Here is a 20393-nt window from a genome sequence, read left to right as displayed (position 1 = left end):
CGGGCGCCCCTGCTGACACCACGTTGCCGTCAGCTTGATCAGACAAAAAACGGTACGTCTTTGGGCGCGTATTTTTTCATGCCTTCTTCGTTGATTTCAACGCCGATACCCGGTTTCTCGGATAAAGGAATAAATCCTTTCTCGATCATGGGTCCATCAAACGTGACGATATCTTTGAACATCGGCTCCTCGTGGAAGTAAATCTGCCATTCCAGGATCAGGAAGTTCGGCACCGACGCACAAACGTGGCTCGACGCCATCGCTCCCAAATACGAGGCTACCATGTGCGGAGCAAACGGCACGTAATACAGGTTCGCCAGGTTCGCAATTCGCTGCGCTTCGCCGAGGCCGCCCGCTTTTTGTAAGTCCGGCATGATGATGTCTACGGCTCCTATTTCGAGTAGTTTGCGGAACCCGTGCGCCAGATAGTGATTCTCACCCGCACAGATCGGCGTGTTCGAGGCTTCGCGAATCTGCTTGTACGCTTCGGGGTTTTCGGCCGGAATCGGTTCTTCCAGAAACAGCAGATTCAGCGGCTCCATCATCTTAGCCACGCGTCGACCGGTCGTTACATCATAGCGTCCGTGCATATCGACGCAAATGTCGATTTTCGGGCCAACGGCTTTCCGAACACCCGCGATCTGGTTGTACATCCGTTCCAGTTCGCCCTGGCTGGCGGTCCAGTTATACGCGTCGTATTTATTGGGGTCGTTGCGTTCATCGATGTCGTATTTCACCGCCGTGAAACCCATATCGACGGCTTTCTTCGCACTTTTCCCGAAAGCCTCGGCACTGGTATCCGATTCACGATAAGCACCCGTGTCGCAGTAAACGCGAATCTTATCCCGGAATTTACCGCCCAGCAGCTGGTAAACCGGCATACCGAGCGCTTTTCCGACCAAATCCCACAAGGCCGTTTCGACCGCCGAGAGCACGGAAATGTAAATACCCGCCTGCGCTCCCTCGAAAAAACCCGCTTTGCGCACGTCTTCGAAGATACGGTTTACGTTCAGCGGACTTTTGCCTTTAATTCGTTCGCCAATCAGCTTCACCAGATGGTACGTTCCGACCGAGGCATCGACCGCTTCACCACAACCCCAGATGCCTTGGTTGGTATGCACTTTCACGAACAGGCTATGTCCGTTGCGGGTGTAGCCGCATTTGATATCCGTAATTTTTAACTGCGATGGAGCCGACGAAAGTGGAGCACGGTCAACGGCCGTTTCCAGCCCTTCGCCGAAACTGGATAAAGCACCCGCACTAAATACACTGGCTAAGGCGCTTTTGGTCAGAAACGAGCGACGGTCAATTCCGCCGGTAGATGATGAGTTTTTCATGGTTTGTAAAGGTTTAGGTGTTCGGTTTACCAGGTGCGGGTTTTGAGATAATCCTGAATCTGCTCTTTCGGAACGGGCAGTTCGCTAATGTGGGCGTTGAGCCACTGCGAAAAGTCCTTCTCAATCTCATCCGACCAGCGTGTATCGATCTGACCGGGCGTGTATTTCTGCTCCCGTAAGCGCTGGTGACCGAACATATCCCGCAATCGGATGATTTCCGACGTTTTGACCACCTTTTCGACCAGGTGTGGCGGGATAAAACAAACGCCCCCATCGCGGCCCAGTACGATATCGCCCGGCATGACCATGACTTTACCAATCCGCGTCGGGCGGTTGATACCCACCAGCGTTGTATTCAGATTGCCTTCGGGATTGTGGTGAGACGGGTGGTAGCTCCGATAGTATGAGGTGAACCCGCCGATTTCTTTCAGGCCAGCCAAGTCGCGGATAGCCCCTTCGTACACAATGCCGTTGCCAGTCTTGGCGAAGATGGAGTTACCGAGATTGTCGCCGATCGTTGGCCCGTCTTCGTGCATCCCAAACTGATCGACAACGTACACATCGCCTTTGGTCAGCATATCAATCGGCCAGGCATTCTGCGATTTTACCCGCTTGTCTTTGGTATGTCCTTTCTCGTCCGTCACCCGATGCACGTCGGGCCGACCGGGCATGAACGTCGCGGTTAAAGCACGCCCGACCAGCACACTGTCGGGGTTGATGGTCTGCCAGTCGCCCGCAAACTGGTATTTGTAGTTTTCGCCTTTCAGCACGGACCAAGCTTCCTCCTGCGTTACTCGTTTCATCCGTTGCAGAAGCGCATCGGATACTTTAGGGCGACCATCGGGAAAGCGTTCACCTTTCCAATCAGGGGTTAAAAAGATCAGCTCGTCGCGGGAAATCTGCTGACCTGACGATTTTGTTATCGTTCCGGCCAGACATAGCGTGGCCAGGATACCAATCACCAATTTCATACAAATGATACAGAATTTAAGGGTTTAGCATTCGTATGGAATAAGGTTCACTCACCCCCAATTCTACCCTCTGCAACCGATTGAATTTCTAACCACAGGGTAAGCCTGGAGGCTTATTCTTATTAAACATCCCTCCCGCCAACTGGCAGAAGGGAGTCCTGTTTACCTATGATGAACAGAAAAAGCGTTAATTACCGATAGCGTACCTGACGAAACGGGGACTTTGGTAGCCTATTCCGCTTCACAATTTGCCCGAGAATAAAATTTGAGATATAAATATCCTATTAATTTTTATAATTGCAACCGATTGCATTAATTTTTTACTCAATCGTCCTGTATCTTAATTAGTTTGCACACCGCTTTTGGGCTCTCATGGAAAAAGAAACTACTATATACGACATTGCGCGACGGCTAAAGCTCTCGCCCGCAACGGTTAGTAGAGCGCTGAATGATCACCCGGCTATCAACAGTAACACCAAAAGCACGATTGCTGCTACGGCAAAGGAAATGGGCTATCGGTCCAATACTTTCGCCAGCAATTTGCGCCGTCAGCGTACCAATACCATCGGCGTTATTGTTCCCCGATTGGACAGTCATTTTATGTCAACCGTCCTGGCGGGCATGGAAAAAGTAGCCAATGCAGCTTCTTATAATCTGATTATCAGCCAATCGCTAGAGTCTGTCAGGAAAGAAATAGCCAACGCAAAAACAATGTTTAACAGCCGCGTGGACGGGCTGCTTGTTTCGGTTGCCTATGATACCGAGATGTCGGAACATTTTGACGCCTTCGTCAATAAAGGGATTCCGTTGCTGTTTTTTGATCGCGTCCTTGCCCATAAACGAAGCACCTGCATTGTTATCGACAACGCAAAAGCGGGTTACGAAGCGACGGCCCATCTGATTCAGCAAGGTTGTCGTCGGGTAATGCACGTAACGGGCAACTTAAAACGAAACGTCTATGCCGACCGGTTGAAAGGCTACAAGCTGGCCCTGCTTGACTTTGGGTTGGCCTACGAAGACGAGCTGGTTATGGTAACCGATTTGAGTCACGAAGCGGGTCTGAAAGCAGCTAGCCATATACAGACGATGAAAAATCCCCCCGATGGCCTGTTCGTTACCAATGACTTTTGTGCCGTCAGTTGCATGAGTGCGCTTAAAAAAGCGGGCTTGTCTATCCCGGCAGATATTGCCGTTGTGGGGTTTAACGACGACCCGGTCTCATCCGTTGTTGAGCCTACCCTGACGACCGTTCATTATCCGGGTGAAAAGATGGGCGAAGTCGCAGCCCAGAGCCTGATCAATCATCTGAACGGAGCGATGGACATTCAAACCACGAACACAATTATTTTACACTCGGAACTGATCGTACGCGACTCATCGAAAAAAGCCGTGTAGTCCCATTGGCTGGTTTTACACAATTGTTTTTATCCTCACTTTTCGGATTGCTCCGCTCTCTTTCAGCCGATTTTTCAAATTGGCTTCCGGCCACACTACCGGAACGAACAGAGCAAAGCAAAAGAGTTTAGCAGCAACAGAGCATTTACTAGCTTGATCGTCAATGACTTTTTCGTCAATCGGGTGCAGACGCTGTGTCCTTGTTTTCACCGTTGTCGAGCGCTGCTCCCGCAGAGACAGCGACCGGGTTAATAGATGAAATACGGCCCTGTAGCTCACTTTTGAAGTTTTTCCCGGCGGGTAAATCTACAGTTGGGTTTCTTATTTCTGTTCGTATATTTGAGACCAGTAGCCATACCGAAACGAGCCTAACTTGCTCGCTTTCAGTAACTCTTTTAAGGTCGCCCACCGCCATCTTTTTCGACCGTTGACGCGCCTTTCTGAGGCTGCTTATCTGTAAGCTGTAGATTATTGTCGTTGCTGTATCATGAAAGTTTCGCCTTCCGAACCCTTCCAGATTGTTTACTCGCTGTTGGAGCATGAATTTCTGGGCTATCTTATTGAAGCATTTGTCGTGCAATTAAATGGGCGGGGCGAATTGACCTTACTGAACCAGACGCTTTCCACACAAAACGTGAGCGAGTTTTCTCAGGAGCTTGACGAACGTGATTTTGAGCTGGTCCGCCTGATCGAAAGCATCCAGCAGGATACCATTGTCAAGAAGTTCAACACGCGCAAACTGCCCGCTATCGATTTCTTCCTGAAGATATACGACCCCCACAAAGGCGACAAACTCATTCAGGAAGCAATTTGCAGTTATCTGGAAACGATCAAGGCAAAAATTCTGGCGCTTCTTCCCGGCAAAACGTTTTACGTGATGGGCAGCGACGGTAACCCTGTCTGGGCACCCATCGAATGGATGCCGCAGCCCGCCAGAGTGCATTTCCATTTTGTCCGTAACGCCGATTCGACCAACTACTTCCCGATCATTCGTTACCCGATTGGCGAAAATGGCGAAACCGAACGCGTGGAGTTTCAATTCAAAGGTGCGCTGATGATCTGTGACGAACCGGCTTACCTGATGGTTAACAACCGAGTCTATCATTTCAGCAAGCACGTCGACGGTAAAAAGCTCAGGCCGTTCTTTACGAAGAACCACATTATTATCCCGAAAAATATTGAGCAGCAGTACTACGAACGCTTTGTAACGCAGCTTATAGCATCCTATGACGTATATGCCAAAGGGTTCGAAATACGGGCTGAAATCATTGAGCCCGTTCCTGTTTTGACCGTTTCGGAAATGGTAACGTCAAGCCGGACGGTAGCCGTTGGAGCCGCCAACGACGGACCGGACGCCGATGATGAAGCCAGCCAGCGCATTGCGTTTGACCTGTCGTTTCAATACGGCGATTTTACGTTTCGGTTCGATAGTTTCGGCCCATCGGCCAATGTCAGCCTGGAAAAAAAGGGAGAAGATTACATTTTCCACAAAATTCGGCGTGACCTGCGTCTGGAAAAACAAAAGCTGGCGTTTCTGCGCGAAACGGGTCTGGACTTGCGTCATGGCCGTCTGGCTATCCCCAAATCAGAAGCTTTTGCCTGGTTGTCAGCCAATAACCTGGCAATCAACGAAGCAGGTTTCACGCTTCGGCAGAACGCCGAGGACACCAAGCGGTATTTTCTGGGGTATTCGAGCATTGATGTTTCCATCGAAGAGGGCCGCGACTGGTTTGATATTTACGCCAATGTCCGGTTCGGTGAGTTTGAAATTCCGTTTCTGAAACTCAGGACCCTTATTCTCAACAAGAAGCATGAGTTTACGCTTCCCAATGGTGAGATTGCCGTTATTCCGGAGGTGTGGTTCACCAAGTACTCGGAATTATTCGGCTTCATGGAGCAACCCGACAGTGTTGATCCGCGCGATGCCGACCGACTAGTCCTGCAAAAACATCACTTGGCGCTGGTTCAGGAACTGGAGCGTGACAATCTCGCGACGACGATTATGAGCCGCAAGCTCGAACGCCTGCGCGATTTTGAAGAAATTGAATCGTTTGCTGTGCCCCAAGGTTTTAACGGAACCCTCCGTCCTTATCAGCAGGCTGGTTACGACTGGATGAATTTTCTGCGGCAGTATCGCTTTGGTGGTTGCCTGGCCGATGACATGGGTCTGGGTAAAACGGTAATGACGCTGGCTATGCTTCAGGGACAAAAGGAAGCGGGTGCGCTCGAACCTTCCCTGCTGGTCATGCCTACGTCGCTGCTGTACAACTGGGAACTGGAAGCCCGAAAGTTTACGCCTAACCTGCGCGTGATGGTGTATACAGGTACGTATCGGGAGAAAAATACGGCTCAGTTTGACGGCTACGACCTTATCCTGACCTCCTATGGCATTGTCCGCATCGACATCGATATCCTGAGCGATTACCGCTTCAACTACGTCATTCTGGACGAATCGCAGGCCATCAAAAATCCTTCGTCGCACATCACCAAAGCGGTGATGCAACTGAACACGGCAAACCGGCTTATCCTGACGGGTACCCCGCTCGAAAACAGTACGATGGATATCTGGACGCAGATGTCGTTTATCAACCCCGGTTTGCTGGGTAGTCAGTCGTTTTTCCGGAATGAGTTTCAGATACCGATTGAAAAGCGCCACGACGACGTTAAAACCGCACGACTGTATAGCCTCATCAAGCCGTTTATGCTTCGGCGCAACAAAGCGCAGGTCGCCACTGATCTGCCGGAAAAAGTAGAAAGTGTTCTTTTTTCGGAAATGACGCCCGATCAGGAGAAGCAGTACGAAGAAGCGAAATCCTTCTACCGAAATCTGATTCTCGAACGCATTGAGGAAGACGGCATGGCTAAATCGCAGATGATTGTCTTGCAGGGTCTGACGAAGTTACGCCAGATTGCCAACCATCCGCGCATGGTTGACGACGAGTACGAAGGCGATTCGGGCAAACTTTCCGACGTACTCATTCGCCTGGAAAGCGCCATGATCGAGCATCACAAAGTTTTGGTATTCAGCCAGTTCATCAAACACCTGAATGTGGTTCGGCAGTATCTAAAAGAAAAAAACATCAAGTACGCGTACCTGGATGGCTCTACGCAGGATCGTCAAAGCCAGGTTCAACTCTTTCAGACCGACGATTCGGTAAAGCTGTTTTTGATTTCACTGAAAGCGGGCGGATTAGGTCATAACCTGACCGCAGCCGATTACGTTTTCATTCTGGACCCCTGGTGGAACCCAGCCATTGAAGCGCAGGCCGTTGACCGCGCCCATCGCATTGGTCAGCAGAAAACCGTTTTCACGTATAAGTTCATTGCCAAAAACACGGTCGAAGAGAAGATTCTGTCCTTGCAACGCGCCAAGCAGCAACTGGCCGGAAGTCTGATTGCCACAGAGGAAAACTTCATGAAATCGCTGACCAAGGAAGATATTATGGTACTGCTCGAATAAGTTTTAAAACGAGATTGATGAGTTTCAGGGAAGAAATCGACTGAAATTAGTTATTAGCCCAGTACATATCATTCACCTCAATAAGCTCAACATATGAACGTTAAAAGCATCTTCGGCATTATCCTGACTCTGGTCGGCCTGATTGGTTTGGTGTACGGGGGTATCGACTTTACCAAAGGCGGTGTGGCACAGGCATCGTTTGTGTACCTGATTCTGGGTGGTATCTTTTTCTTTACCGGCGTCAGTTTAATTCGCGGCACCAGGGCCTAGCTAAAAAGGGAGTAGGTGACTATGCGCCGATTCGGCTCAATCACCTACTCCCTTTTTGTTAGCGCAAGTAAACGCCCATTCGGTCTTCGTCGCCAAGGACCACCTCTACGTGGTCGGTCAGCGTTGTGCTGAGTTCGTACCCTTTATAATCAGCCGCTACGGGGTAGTTCGGGAAGTTACGGTCAACGAGGACGGCTACCTGCAACTTGCGCACCGGCACGCGCAAGAACGGTTGCAGACTAAATGTCAACGTACGTCCTGTGTATAAAACGTCATCCACAACCACGACTACCTTGTCGGTATAATTGCTGGCAGCGGGATCGAGATCGACAGCGGGTTGCAGAGACTGCGACTTATCCAGATTAACCTGAATCAATTCGATTGTAAACGGCGTAATCATCTCTAGTTCGCGTGCCAACGCCTTCGCCAGCACATAGCCTTCACCGGCAACACCGGCCAGCAGCAAGGCCGTTTCTTCAAAATTCGTTTCGTAAATCTGAAAGGCAATCCGTCGAATTTTCTGGCGGATCTGCTCTGCATTCAGAATAAGCGTCGGTTCAGCGGTTTTCATAGAGACGGCAAATTCAATTGACGGCGCAAAGATGGGAAAATAGACGCAAGACAACGAAGCAAGTTTGCGGGTAGCCTAAATATATTGTTATCCACCCTCAATTTCTGGCATAATTTTCGCAACTCGTAAACATGATCTGCTGGTCTTAACGAGTTATGAACTTCCTACTAACCATCTTTTTGGGCTTTACGTTGACTTGCTTTTTCCCCGAAACTGCATCCGATGCGGAGGTAAGCCAGACTGTACAGACTTCGTTACGGAAAGGCAACGCGGGCCAGCTAGCCACTCAGTTCGACAAAACCATTGAATTGGTGATCGACACCGAGAAAGTCGATTTTTCGTCGGTGGATGCTACGCACGCTGAACTGATACTTCGTACGTTCTTCCGCAGATACCCACCCCACGGCTTTGAATTCGTGTACCGGGGATCGTCCAACCGACTACGTTACAGTACCGGTACCTACGCCACCGAAGGAAATGCCTTCTCGGTTTACGTGCTCATGCGTCAGAACGCTAACCACCAATACGTTATCAACGCACTTCACTTTCGAAAAGAATAAAGATCTTCCGGAGTAAATAATTGGTGGCTGGTCCATTCGTCAACTCATAATTCATGAACTACACGAAAGCATACATGCTAAATCGCCGTATCTTTGTGTTTCATTTTGACGTTTGGCCGTTGCCAGTACTATGATTGTTAAAACAAAAAAATACGCATTAGACCAGAAAACGTACATCAACCTCGCGCTACGGCAGTGGGTAAGAGATAATTGGAAGTGGGGATTCGTACCATTGGGGCTTATCCTGTTGAATGTCGTTCTGAGTTTGACGGGGGTTTATCCCAACTACTGGATTTATATTGTTATCGTACTGCTTACGATCTTGTATGTATTGTTCTGGGCCGTCCAGATTACGGGAATAGCGCAGATGGAGCAGAGCAAAGCTTTGTTTCAGAAATACATCTACGAAATTGATAGCCGTCAGATTCTGATGCGTATCAATGTTAAAGAAGGCGGTATTCTGAAATGGGATCAGATCAGCGGTGTCGAAAAAGACAAAGAGGCTTACATTCTTTACCTCAATAACGCGGAAGCGCTGAAAAATGTAAAAGCCAACTGGATTGCCCGCACTGTGACGAAAGGACTAGCGAAAGCGCAGTTTATTTACCTGCCTTATTCGATTTTCAACAGCGATCACGACCTGAAATTTACGGATGCTATTCTGCGCCGGAAAGGCTTCTTACCCGAGAATGCGGTAGCGGAACCGGTTAAGTAATTTCCTTAACTCAATCAGCCGCCGGGGTGCGACTGTCTTGTCTAGAAATCGTCCTTACTCGTGGTGTCAGCGGGGCCGCCCGTGCGGTTCTCAAACCTGACACCACGAGTGAGGACGATTTTATTTTGCCTGGTTGGTGAAATCAACGACGGTCAGGTCGGCAATCCAGGGTCCCACGATGGAGCCGAATTCTTTGTGAGCCGGATGCGGTAGGTATGCATCGCGATCTTTTTCCGAGTCGAACGTCAGAATAAAAGCGTGCGTCAGGCCATGCGCGTGCCCCTCGGGACTATTGTTGGTTCCCCACTGAAACCCTTTGATTTCTTTGATCTTCGACGGAAGCGCTTCAAAAGCCGCCAGAATTTCCTTCAGCTTCTCGGGTGTCGTTTCGGGTTTGAACTTAAACAGCACAATGTGCTGGACAGAATTTGATTTCATTTTTTTGACGGGTGGTTCGCCTTTCGGCGTGTGAGCGTAGGTTGTGACAGATAGCAGTGCCAAGACTACGACGGCGAAGATATGTTTCATAAGACAAAAAGCGTTTGGCTAGCAAAGAAAATAAAAATGCCGCCCTACTATAGAGCGGCATTCGTCTGAACCAGGATTTTTTTTGATTTAATTGCTTAACCCGGTTTTTTGCTCTGATAAAGCACTGGAAAATGGGTCAAATCCTGAGCGATTACTTCGCCAGTTTCGCTTGTAGGTTTTCGTCCAGCGCTTCCAGGAACTCTTCGGTGTACAGGTAGTGCTCACCAGCTACTAGTTTCGTACCAGCAGGGAAAGCCGACAGCGCCAGGTCTTTCGTCATTTTACCGCTTTCTACGGTTTCCACGCAAACGGCTTCAAGCGCGTTAGCGAAGTCGATCAGCGGCTGGTTGCCATCGAGTTTACCCCGGAAAGCCAGACCACGGGTCCAGGCGTAGATCGATGCAATTGGGTTGGTCGACGTTTTGTTACCTTTCTGGTACTCGCGGTAGTGACGTGTCACGGTACCGTGAGCCGCTTCAGCCTCCTGCGTTTTGCCATCTGGCGTAACCAATACCGACGTCATCAGACCCAGTGAACCAAACCCTTGCGCTACGGTATCCGACTGAACGTCACCATCGTAGTTTTTGCAGGCCCATACGAAATTACCTTCCCATTTCAGGGCCGAAGCGACCATGTCATCGATCAGGCGGTGTTCGTAATGTACTTTACCCGCGTACTCGGCGTCGTAGATCTCCTGGAAGATGTCTTTGAAACGACCGTCGTATTTTTTCAGGATGGTATTTTTGGTCGACAGGTACAGCGGCCAGCCTTTGTCCAGCGCGACGTTGAAACAAGCCCGGGCAAAGCCACGAATCGACTCGTCAACGTTGTACATACCCATTGCTACACCACCCGCTTTGAACTGGTATACGTCGAACTCGTGTACAGAGCCGTCTTCACCTTCGAACTTCATCGTCAACTTACCGGGACCGGGAACAACGAAATCCGTAGCGCGGTACTGATCACCGAACGCGTGACGACCGATGATGATCGGAGCCGTCCAGTTGGTAACCAGACGTGGCACGTTACTCATCACAATCGGCTCGCGGAACACCGTACCATCCAGGATATTACGGATTGTACCGTTTGGCGATTTCCACATCTGCTTCAGATTGAACTCTTTAACGCGGTCCTCGTCGGGCGTAATGGTCGCGCATTTGATACCCACGCCGTATTCTTTGATCGCGTTAGCCGCGTCAATCGTTACCTGATCGTTGGTTTCATCGCGGTACTCAATACCGAGGTCATAGTACTTAATATCAACATCGACATACGGCAAAATCAGCTTGTCTTTGATGAATTTCCAGATGATACGGGTCATTTCGTCGCCATCCAGTTCGACAACCGGATTTGCCACCTTAATTTTTTCCATTGGACTTGGGTATATAAAACGATTGAAACGATACACTACTTGGCCGCCCGGCGGTCCGGCGCAAAAGTAGTGAATTAGGGGCAACGGGTGAAATCGAAAATCAGAATCCGATCATTCGCACAAACAACGTATTTTCCGTATTTTTATGAAGTTCTACCCAATCATACCTCATATAATTTGGCATTATCAATGAAAAACTGTACAAATCTATTAGTAGCCTTATTTTTACTGCCCGCGCTCCTGTTCGGTCAGTCGAAAAAAACGGCGAAGTCAGGTGACCGCCAACCGTCTGGCCGTATCGAAAAACTGAAGCAGGAAGCCGTGGCTGCCGTTGAAGCCAATACGGTTATGGCTCAGCAGATCAATGACATGCTGTTCAGCTTCTCGGAGCTCGGTTTTCAGGAAGAAGAGTCGTTTAAATACCTAACCAACCTGCTTGAAAAAGAAGGCTTTACGGTCAAGAAAGGCATATCGGGTATTCCCACCGCCTGGATAGCTACCTGGGGATCAGGGAAGCCACTGATCGCCGTCGGCTCCGATATCGACTGTATTCCCAAAGCCAGTCAGAAGCCGGGTGTAGCTTATAAAGACCCCATTGTGGAAGGCGCTCCCGGCCACGGCGAAGGGCACAACTCGGGTCAGGCGCTGAACATCGTTGCGGTACTGGCGGTGAAAAAGCTGATGGAACGGGAAAAAATTCCGGGTACGCTCATGCTTTGGCCGGGCGTTGCCGAGGAGTTAGTTGGTACCAAAGCGTTCTACGTGCGAGACGGTTACTTTAAAGATGTAGACGCTTGTATTTTCACCCACGTTGGCAACAACCTGGCCGTTTCCTGGGGCGATAATGGCAACAACGGTCTGGTTTCAGTAAAATTCAATTTTGAAGGACAGGCGGCTCACGCAGCGGGTGCACCCTGGCGCGGACGTAGTGCATTGGACGCGGTAGAGTTGATGAACATCGGCTGGAACTACCGGCGCGAACACCTCGAACTGACCCAACGCTCCCACTACGTTATTTCGGACGGTGGCGACCAACCCAACGTTGTACCATCAAAAGCCGCCGTCTGGTATTATTTCCGCGAACGGACGTACCCCAAGATCAAGAAGCTGTTCGAAACCGGCGTAAAAATCGCCGAAGGAGCCGCGATGATGACCGATACAAAGTTTACGTACGAAATTCTGGGTTCAGCCTGGCCGGTGCATACCAACCGCGTAATCGCAGCCGCAGCGTACGACAACATCAAGAAAGTAGGTTTGCCAACCTGGTCGGAAGAAGACCAGTTGCTGGCGCGGGCTTCGCAGATTGAGTTACAGGCACCCAAAGCCGAGGGGCTGGCCGTAAAACTGGATTCAATGGGCATGCCGACCTCGTCGGCTCCGGTCGTGATGATGGGTGGCCAGGCGATGACGCCAATGGGCGGTGGCTCCGACGATATTGCCGACATTTCATGGTCCTTGCCAACAATTGTTTTGCGCTATCCGAGCAACATTCCGGGCTTGCCAGGTCACCACTGGGCCAATGCGATTTCGATGGCTACGCCCATTGCGCACAAAGGCGTCGTCTACGGTGCCAAAGCGGAGGCTATGACCTTGCTTGATCTGCTGCTGAAACCCGAAATCATCAAAGATGCCTGGGCGTATTACAAAGATGAGCAAACTAAAGATATCAAATACGAACCGCTCATTTCGCCCAAAGAGCAGCCAGCTATTTATCTGAACAAGAAGATCATGGCGGAATTTAAGCCGAAGCTGGAGAAGTTTTACTACGATCCGAGCAAGTATAAAACGTACCTCGAACAACTAGGAATCAAGTACCCAACCGTGCGCGACGATCAACGGACAGCGGTCAAGAAGCAGGTAGAAAAAGAAAAATCGACAGCGGCAAAAGTATCTTCTTCGTCGTCTCGGTAGGTATACCATTCGTTTAGACAACGGATCGGTCTAATCTTCCCGAATGCGGCACCACTTACGTTCTGGTGAAAACGTTCGGGATCTTTGTCTAGGCTAACGAAAAGCGGTGATGGCTATCAATCACCGCTTTTTTGTTTTTAATCAACGTTATTTCTCGCCGATGTACGCGGATAAAAAGCAAATGTCCGCCGATAACTGATTACCGGCGGACATTGGTCTGTAAGGCTGCTTATTTCAAGACCACTTTCGCCACTACGGGTTGGTGGTCAGATGGATAACGCTGTTCTTTGGCGTCCGTCAGCACCCCGTACTTCAGCACGTTGAACTGCTTGCTAACAAAGATGTAGTCGATCCGCTGATTCATCGGCGCGTCAAATTTGAAGGCGTTGAATGTACCTTCCGGACCGTATGGAGGTAGCGCCGAAACGGACCGCGAATCGCTCAGCAGGGTTTCAATTGTTTTGACCTGCTCGGTATCGGGAGTCGAGTTTAAATCGCCAACCAGAATAACCGGTGTGTTTTTCGCGATTTCTTTAATTTTTTCCACCATCAGCTTACCCGACTGCCGACGCGCTTCAACGCCCTGGTGATCGAAGTGAACGCTGAAAAAGTAAAACTCTTTTTTTGTTTTTAAATCCGAGAATTTAGCCCACGAGCAGATGCGGTTGCAGCAGGTCGCGTCCCAGCCTTTACCGGGTTTGTCGGGTGTCTCGCTCAGCCAGAAATTACCCGACTGTAGCATCTTGAATCGGTCTTTGCGGTAAAAAATAGCGGAGTGCTCACCCGCTTCTTTACCATCATCGCGACCGGCGCCGAAAAACGCAAAGTCTTTCAATTCAGCAACATCATTCAACTGATCGCGCAGTGCTTCCTGTGTTCCAAAAATGTCGAACTCGTGGAATTGGATTAGCGCTTTTACGTTTTCCTTGCGGTTCGGCCAGGCATTTATTCCGTCGCCTTTGTTGTTGTAGCGAAGGTTGTAGGAGGCAACATTGAACGAATTGACCGGTTGAGCCATGCTAGCTTGTGCCATCAAAACACTGCTTACTAAAAGAATAAAGAGTACGCGCATTGTATGTTTGTTTTAGAAACGCTTGTCAAAGGAAGGGCAACTGGTCTTATTTCTCCCCATAAAGGCGCGAAATAAGACCGGTTTGTTTACCAGCCGGGATTTTGGCCGAGCTTGGGATTCAGTAGCCGATCATTTTCCGGGATTGGGTAGAGGTAATATTTCTCATCCCATTTTCGGGGAATGTTAGCCAGCCAGGTTAATTCGCCGTAGGTATCGTTTTTCAAACGTTGTGGATTCGCAACGCCGTTGACCGTCTCGGCTACATTGACGTACGTAACGCCCGGTAGCTGCGTAGCGGGCTTGGTTTTGTAGAAAACGACATCGTTTTTACCGTCTTCGTTCAAATCGAGCGGTTTGTCGAGGGCGGGTACGTAAAAACCGTTCCAGGTCTGCTCCATCAATTGTCCACGGTTCCAGCGGACGATGTCGTAAAAACGAAATCCTTCCAACGCCAGCTCGATACCCCGCTCCCGACGCACTTCCAACAGGACAGGATCAGCTATATCCGGGAAATAGTTAGCTTTCAGATACGGGTCCGCCACTGCCGGTTTGGTGGTTAAGCCACTCGTAATTCCGGCCCGTTTCCGAAGTGCACCCACCGTTTTCGCCCAGTCGTCATCGGTTAGTGTGCCGAGTTCGGTCTTGGCTTCAGCGTAGTTCAGCAGGATTTCGGCGTAGCGCATAATCGAAATCGAGTTGTCATTGCGCGTGCCGCCATCGTAATACGTATCGTCCAGCGACCACTTGATGGGCATGTAACCCGTGTAGGTGTAGGAGAAAATAGGTGGAGCAGCTTCAACCGCACCGCCGTTTACGCGGGTGTAGTTGCCCATACGGATGGTTTGTTGCAACCGCTTATCGCGATTCTTTACTTCTTCGGTGAACGGCAACGTTTCGTAACCGGCTTTGCTCGTGAACGGTGTTCCGTCGCTGTTCAGGTACGTATTGACAAACGTTCGGATCAGGCTTACCCGCGAACCGTAGGTTGCGCTTGTCCACCACCAGTTGGCGTCATTATACACGCTTAACGTTGGGTCAACCACCGCCGACAGCATAATCTCATTCGTCACCGGGGTTTTGTTGATAAACAGTTGCCGGTACGACTTGTCGGTCCCGCCCGCTTCGTTCAGACTAAACCCGCCTTCTTTCATCACTTTATCAGCCGCGTTGACCGCTTCGGTCAGCCATTTGCTGGCCGTGCTACCCAGGTTATAGCTGGTGCGGTATTTTCGGAAAGTTCCTTCGAACAGACACACCCGCGATTTGAAGCCGTACGCGACCGACTTGGTGATCATACTACGTGAGTTATCACTCGTGGTTCGGATGTTCTGCGTAGCGTAGTCAAGATCGGCCAGCACCGAGTCCATGACCACTGCCCGCGAATCGCGACCGTTGTATAAGCTTTGATCGGTAATATCCTGGGGCTTGTTGATCCAGGGTACATCGCCAAACCGCTTCACTTTATCGAAGTAAAATAAGGCTCTGAAAAACCGGGCCAGGCCAATGTAATGGCGTTGTACATCGGGTGCAATGGCCGGATTGGGTACGTTAGCAATAAAGTAATTGATGTTCCGCAAAGCGCGCCAATCCCAGCCCGAACTCTGCCGAGGTCCATACGCGCCATCACGTAGAAAATCAGGTACCTGCGTACGAGCCGAATAATCGGCCATTTCATCGGCCCGGATAATGCTGTTGGCCGTTGGCAGAATACTAAAGTCGGGGCCCGTCAGCGGGGTATAAAAAGAGTTGGCGTACAGTTCAAGCCCTTTTTCACTCGAAAATACCGCTGTCTTCGAAGCCGTCGATTCTGGGATCTGCTCCAGATCGCTGCATCCGGTCAGGAAAAGCCCAACCCCGACAAGCAAGCTATAGTATGATTTCATGATTGATGATGTCAATGATTTGTCTATTGAAAGCACCGTTCGTTTTTGCCGTAGCTATTAAAATGTAGCCGACAGCCCGAACGTGAAGCTTTTCAGAATTGGGTAGTTGTTTCCGTTACCGCTGTTGTTGCTGTTCGGATCGCTGCTGGATGGTGGGTTCAGCACCGCGTCCGACCGGCCAATGTTCTCGATGTCGATATCCTTCGTGATCTTGTAAAGTGGCGACCAGGTTAGCAGGTTTTCGCCCGACACAAACACGCGCGCACTGTTCATACCCACTTTTTTGATAAACAAACGCGGCAGATTATAACCGACCTGAACATTCTTCATCCGTAGGTAAGCCGCGTTCTGAAGGTACCGAGTCTGAGTCTGGTACAATTCTCCGGCGCTGTTCTGCGATACATACCCCCGGTAGCGTGGCAGGTACGCATTCGGATTGTCTGCCGACCAGATGTTACCCAATTGCCATTCGGGTAGTTTGTTGTAAGGCCGGTTGTATTGCCCCCAGAAACTACCTGCTTCTGAACCGGGCCACCAGTCCTGCTTACCGACGCCCTGGAAGAAAGCAGAGACGAAGAAGTTGTTCCAGTCGGCTCCGAGCATAACACCGTAGGTATAGCGGGGCGTCGAGTTACCAATAATGCGCCGGTCGCCGGGATTCCCCACGGTATTGTCGCCGTTATTGATAACGCCGTCGCCGTTCAGGTCCCGGAATTTAATGTCGCCCGGTAGCCACTGTCCCGTGTTGGACGCTTTGAACAGCGTCTGCTTCGGCGAGTTTTTTATATCTTCTTCGGACGTGAAAAAGCCAGCCGTTTCATAACCCCAGATCTCGCCTACTTTCTGCCCATCGTAATAATCCGTCAGCCGCTTGTTTGGGTTGTTAAATTTGTCGATGGTAGCCTGATAATCAGACATGGTAAAGCGAACTTCGTAGTTCAACGGCTTGCTGGCAACGGCAAACTTATCGCGCCAGGTCAGCACCGCTTCCCACCCTTTGGTGGTTAGGTCAGCGTAGTTACCCTTCGGCACATCGGTTCCGAAAACGGCGGGGAGCGTCATCCCAACGGTAAACATTCCGGTCGTCTTCCGAACATAGGCATCGCCCGTAAAGGTCAGTCGATTGTTCAGCATTCCCAGATCGATACCTAAGTCAGCCGTTGTGGACGTTTCCCACGTCAGACCGTTTGGAATTACGCTCGGCTGACGGGTGTACTGCGGCTTTACTCCGTTCAGAATAACGTTGGCCTGCGAAATCGCGAATTGCTCCTGGAAAGCGTAAGACGCAATGCTACCGTTCCCCAACGATCCGTATGAGGCCCTAATTTTCAGATCCGTAAACAACTTGGGCGATACTTTCCAGAAGGATTCGTTCGAGACGCGCCAGCCCGCCGACACCGATGGAAAAAACGCGTACCGTTCACTGGACGGAAACTTCGATGAGCCGTCGTAGCGCCCGTTCAGTTCGAGCAGATAACGGTCTTTGAAGCCGTAGTTCAGCCGATAGAATCCGCCCAGGATCGCCCATTTTTCCATACCACCGCCCGTTGTAATGGCTTGGCCCAAGGCCAGGTTAATATCCTGCGCATCTTCGTAGATAAGCCCATTGCGAAGCACTTCGAGCCGCCGATAATTCGAGTTCTCATAGTTATAACCGGCCAGCACTTTTACGTAGTGATTTTGGCTGAACCGAGGTTCGTATTCAGCGTACAGATTGGTTGCCGTATAAAGCGTTTCGCGATAAATATTTTGCAGGTCGTTCGTGTTCGTTCCGACGTATTCGATAACGCCCGGTTTGCGGCTGTACGGAATTGGTACGCGCGTGCGGTATTCGTTGTTGTCCGTTGTCTGGAACGTAAAATTTCCTTTTACCCGAAAGCGGTCATCGAAAAACTGGGTAGCGAAGTCGGCCGTGTTCCGAAACACCCGACGGTCCATGTCGATGCCGTTTTTGCCGTACCAGAAATCGCCAACCGTATAAGCCGCCGAGTAAGTTAGCGTACCATCCGGGTTAAACATGGGAGCAACCGTGTGGCCCTCGTCGGCAATATTGCGCCAGATACCACCGCCCTCACCGACGTTCAGCGGGTTATGGTATTTCATGGACGAGAAGTCGGCATTGTTCGACACTTTCAGCCAGGGGTACAACTGGATAGACCCTTTGGCCCGCAAACTCAGGATTTTGTAATCGTCGGAATTATACCGAAAAAGACCATCCTGCCCGTAGTAGCGACCCGTCACGTAGAAGTCGGCCTTACCGCTGCTGCCCGAAAACGACAGGTTATGCTCAGTAGCACTGGTACTCTTTTTGTAGAGTTCACCGTACCAATCCGTGTTTTCGTAATACACATACTCCCCCGATGTTGGATCGACAACCGTTTTGGGCAGACTCGGATCATTGTTCCGACGCTCAAGTTCCGCAAGATAGGCAGGCGAAAAACGCACCGTTTTGTTAATGTTCTGGGGCGTCTGCGAGTAATCGTTCCAGGCCGTCCAGCCTTCGTTGAACAGCTTGGCAAACTGATATCCGTTCGTCACAAACTTCGGAACGGTCGTCGGGCTTTTGATCGAGTGATTGACCGAATACGTGAAGCTGGTCCGATCTTTAGTCGGATTTTTCGTCGTGATCAATACCACGCCAAACGCACCCCTCGCTCCGTAGATAGCCGCCGATGCCGCGTCTTTCAGCACCGAAACGGTCGCTACGTCGTTGGGATTAAGTCGGCTGGGGTCACCTTCTACCCCATCAATCAGCACCAGTGCATTACCACCCTGACCGATCGATGTAGTTCCTCTAATGTTATAAACAGGCGACTGAGTTGGTTTACCATCACCCATCGTCAGGTTCAGGTTCGGAATCGTACCCTGCAAGCCCTGGGTCAGGTTAGGCAACGAGCGGTTTTCAAGCACTTCACTCGTCACCTGATCGACCGCGCCCGTCAGGTTGATTTTCTTTTGCGTACCATACCCAACGACGACAACCTCTTCCAGCGATTTAGTGTCAGTCTTAAGCGTAACACTCAGCGCCGTTTGATTGCCAACTACGATTTCCTGCGGGAGATACCCGACAAAGGAAAAGACCAGCGTTGCGGATCCGTTCGGCACCGAGATGCGGTATTGTCCTTTCGCATCTGTGTTTGTGCCGCGCTGCTGCCCTTTGACCACAATGCTTACGCCCGGCAAGGGATCGCCTTTTTCGTCGGATACCGTCCCCGTCACCACCTGATCTGCGACCGAATGAGCCGCATGAACGAAAGGCTTGGTGTGCCGAACGGCCTCTCCAGCAAACACACTGCCGACTGATAAGCCTCCAATGAGCAGCGAGGCAGCTAACTTCACACGCGTTGTTCTGCAAGAATGAAAAACAACCTGCCTTAGCGGTACATTTCTCTTCATAGCTTTAAAATTTAGAAAAAATTGAGGAAGAATTACGTGTCCTAACGAATTGGAATACGATACAGACTTATAAAAAGACACCCATTACCATCGCTGATAATGCTGCAAAATTAGATTGGTCTATATTACCAGAGCGTTAAATGTACTTACGTAATAGTAAGATCGGCTTATTCTACTTATGCGAAATTCTTTTTATATGCACTTATTTACAGACAATTTTAACTTAATATACTATTATTTTTCGCCCGATGCGTGCTAAAAAGTCCTGCGAAAGGACGAAAAAAAGCTCCACCCACCTGATTGCGTGAGCAGAGCCTTATCTATAAGAAATAAGATAGGTTATTTATCCGTGTTTTTATGAGCCTGATTTACCTCGCGAACCATATTCATCAGTCGCTTCCAACAGCGGCTGATTGTCTTCTTGTCATGTTGTGGCTCTTTCGATGTTGTTGTAGTCGGCGTAGTTTCCGTTTTTGCGGTTGTGTTGCGCGCTAAGACGGGCGTTTTAGCAAGCTTCTCCGTTTCGGTTACGGTTCGGAGACCACCCTGCGCTGGCATTGCCTTGACAACTGATGGTACAAACGGGCAGGCTACCAATGATAGAATAGCTACGCAGTTCGTTACTTTCCTAGTTAAGTTAGTTCTCATGAGGTAGTTTAGTAAAGTTACTCTAGGGTAGTATCAGTAATCTATGTACGTATGAAGCACAGCTACAAATATAACCACAAGATTAGTACAATTAAGCCATATAATTGTATTTATTTTCAAACTAAGCAACTGGAAATAGTTTTACACTATCAACTATAATGCCAAATATTATATTGTTCTGACAATCATAAAAAGAACATATTTTTATGGTGAGCTACATACGTGTGTATTTCGTCTATTATCTATGCATATAGCAGCTACTCTTATTGTATACTTAGCTTGTCGGAAAGCATTTCATAAAATA

Annotated in this window: 15 protein-coding genes; 6 read left to right on the top strand and 9 right to left on the bottom strand. The window is 49.8% G+C overall.

Annotated elements, in window-relative coordinates; all coding sequences use genetic code 11:
- Positions 1–38 precede the first annotated feature (38 nt).
- Positions 39–1337: a mandelate racemase/muconate lactonizing enzyme family protein gene (locus M0L20_RS11240; protein ID WP_248477030.1), complete on the bottom strand. Its 1299-nt coding sequence runs from the start codon at positions 1335–1337 to the stop codon at positions 39–41.
- 26 nt (positions 1338–1363) lie between these two features.
- Positions 1364–2308 carry an RraA family protein gene (locus tag M0L20_RS11235; RefSeq protein WP_232561061.1) on the bottom strand — a complete coding sequence of 315 codons (945 nt, stop codon included), beginning with the start codon at positions 2306–2308 and terminating at the stop codon, positions 1364–1366.
- A 372-nt stretch (positions 2309–2680) separates the two neighbouring features.
- Here M0L20_RS11235 and M0L20_RS11230 point away from each other — a divergent pair, with 372 nt between their 5' ends.
- The 3 genes from M0L20_RS11230 to M0L20_RS11220 all read left to right on the top strand — a co-directional run bounded on the left by M0L20_RS11230 (position 2681) and on the right by M0L20_RS11220 (position 7433).
- Positions 2681–3703, top strand: coding sequence for a LacI family DNA-binding transcriptional regulator (locus M0L20_RS11230; protein WP_248477029.1), 1023 nt, complete (start codon positions 2681–2683; stop codon positions 3701–3703).
- Positions 3704–4190: 487 nt separating this feature from the next.
- Positions 4191–7163: a DEAD/DEAH box helicase gene (locus M0L20_RS11225; RefSeq protein WP_248477028.1), complete on the top strand. Its 2973-nt coding sequence runs from the start codon at positions 4191–4193 to the stop codon at positions 7161–7163.
- 93 nt (positions 7164–7256) lie between these two features.
- On the top strand, positions 7257–7433 hold the full coding sequence (locus M0L20_RS11220; RefSeq protein ID WP_232561058.1) for a hypothetical protein: 177 nt from the start codon (positions 7257–7259) through the stop codon (positions 7431–7433).
- Positions 7434–7491: 58 nt separating this feature from the next.
- On the opposite strand, the gene M0L20_RS11215 is transcribed toward M0L20_RS11220, so the two are convergent.
- Entirely contained in the window at positions 7492–8004 is a 513-nt protein-coding gene (locus M0L20_RS11215) for a phosphoribosyltransferase family protein (protein WP_248477027.1), read from the bottom strand.
- Between the two features lie 155 nt (positions 8005–8159).
- Here M0L20_RS11215 and M0L20_RS11210 point away from each other — a divergent pair, with 155 nt between their 5' ends.
- Both M0L20_RS11210 and M0L20_RS11205 read left to right on the top strand, forming a co-directional pair.
- Positions 8160–8564 (top strand): DUF4783 domain-containing protein, encoded by a 405-nt coding sequence (locus M0L20_RS11210; protein ID WP_248477026.1) that lies wholly within the window; start codon positions 8160–8162, stop codon positions 8562–8564.
- Positions 8565–8694: 130 nt separating this feature from the next.
- A complete protein-coding gene (locus M0L20_RS11205; RefSeq protein WP_232561055.1) occupies positions 8695–9279 on the top strand; it encodes a YcxB family protein in 585 nt (194 codons plus the stop codon).
- 120 nt (positions 9280–9399) lie between these two features.
- On the opposite strand, the gene M0L20_RS11200 is transcribed toward M0L20_RS11205, so the two are convergent.
- A complete protein-coding gene (locus M0L20_RS11200) occupies positions 9400–9807 on the bottom strand; it encodes a Dabb family protein (RefSeq protein ID WP_232561054.1) in 408 nt (135 codons plus the stop codon).
- A gap of 151 nt (positions 9808–9958) precedes the next feature.
- The gene (locus M0L20_RS11195) at positions 9959–11179 is read right to left on the bottom strand and encodes an NADP-dependent isocitrate dehydrogenase (protein WP_248477025.1); all 1221 of its coding nucleotides are present in this window, start codon (positions 11177–11179) and stop codon (positions 9959–9961) included.
- A 189-nt stretch (positions 11180–11368) separates the two neighbouring features.
- On the opposite strand from M0L20_RS11195, the gene M0L20_RS11190 reads away from it, so the two are divergent.
- On the top strand, positions 11369–13090 hold the full coding sequence (locus M0L20_RS11190; protein ID WP_232561052.1) for a peptidase dimerization domain-containing protein: 1722 nt from the start codon (positions 11369–11371) through the stop codon (positions 13088–13090).
- Between the two features lie 229 nt (positions 13091–13319).
- Here the strand turns inward: M0L20_RS11190 and M0L20_RS11185 are convergent, their stop codons facing one another.
- The 4 genes from M0L20_RS11185 to M0L20_RS11170 all read right to left on the bottom strand — a co-directional run bounded on the left by M0L20_RS11185 (position 13320) and on the right by M0L20_RS11170 (position 20089).
- Positions 13320–14162 (bottom strand): endonuclease/exonuclease/phosphatase family protein, encoded by an 843-nt coding sequence (locus M0L20_RS11185; protein WP_248477024.1) that lies wholly within the window; start codon positions 14160–14162, stop codon positions 13320–13322.
- A gap of 86 nt (positions 14163–14248) precedes the next feature.
- Positions 14249–16045: a RagB/SusD family nutrient uptake outer membrane protein gene (locus M0L20_RS11180; protein ID WP_248477023.1), complete on the bottom strand. Its 1797-nt coding sequence runs from the start codon at positions 16043–16045 to the stop codon at positions 14249–14251.
- Between the two features lie 57 nt (positions 16046–16102).
- Positions 16103–19441, bottom strand: a complete 3339-nt coding sequence (locus M0L20_RS11175; protein WP_435531829.1) for a SusC/RagA family TonB-linked outer membrane protein — start codon at positions 19439–19441, stop codon at positions 16103–16105.
- A 339-nt stretch (positions 19442–19780) separates the two neighbouring features.
- Positions 19781–20089 (bottom strand): hypothetical protein, encoded by a 309-nt coding sequence (locus tag M0L20_RS11170; protein ID WP_248477019.1) that lies wholly within the window; start codon positions 20087–20089, stop codon positions 19781–19783.
- Between the last annotated feature and the right edge of the window lie 304 nt (positions 20090–20393).

The organism is Spirosoma liriopis (assembly GCF_023196085.1).
In the GTDB taxonomy this organism is placed as follows: Bacteria; Bacteroidota; Bacteroidia; order Cytophagales; family Spirosomataceae; genus Spirosoma; species Spirosoma oryzicola.
This window is presented reverse-complemented; position numbering and strand designations above follow the sequence as displayed.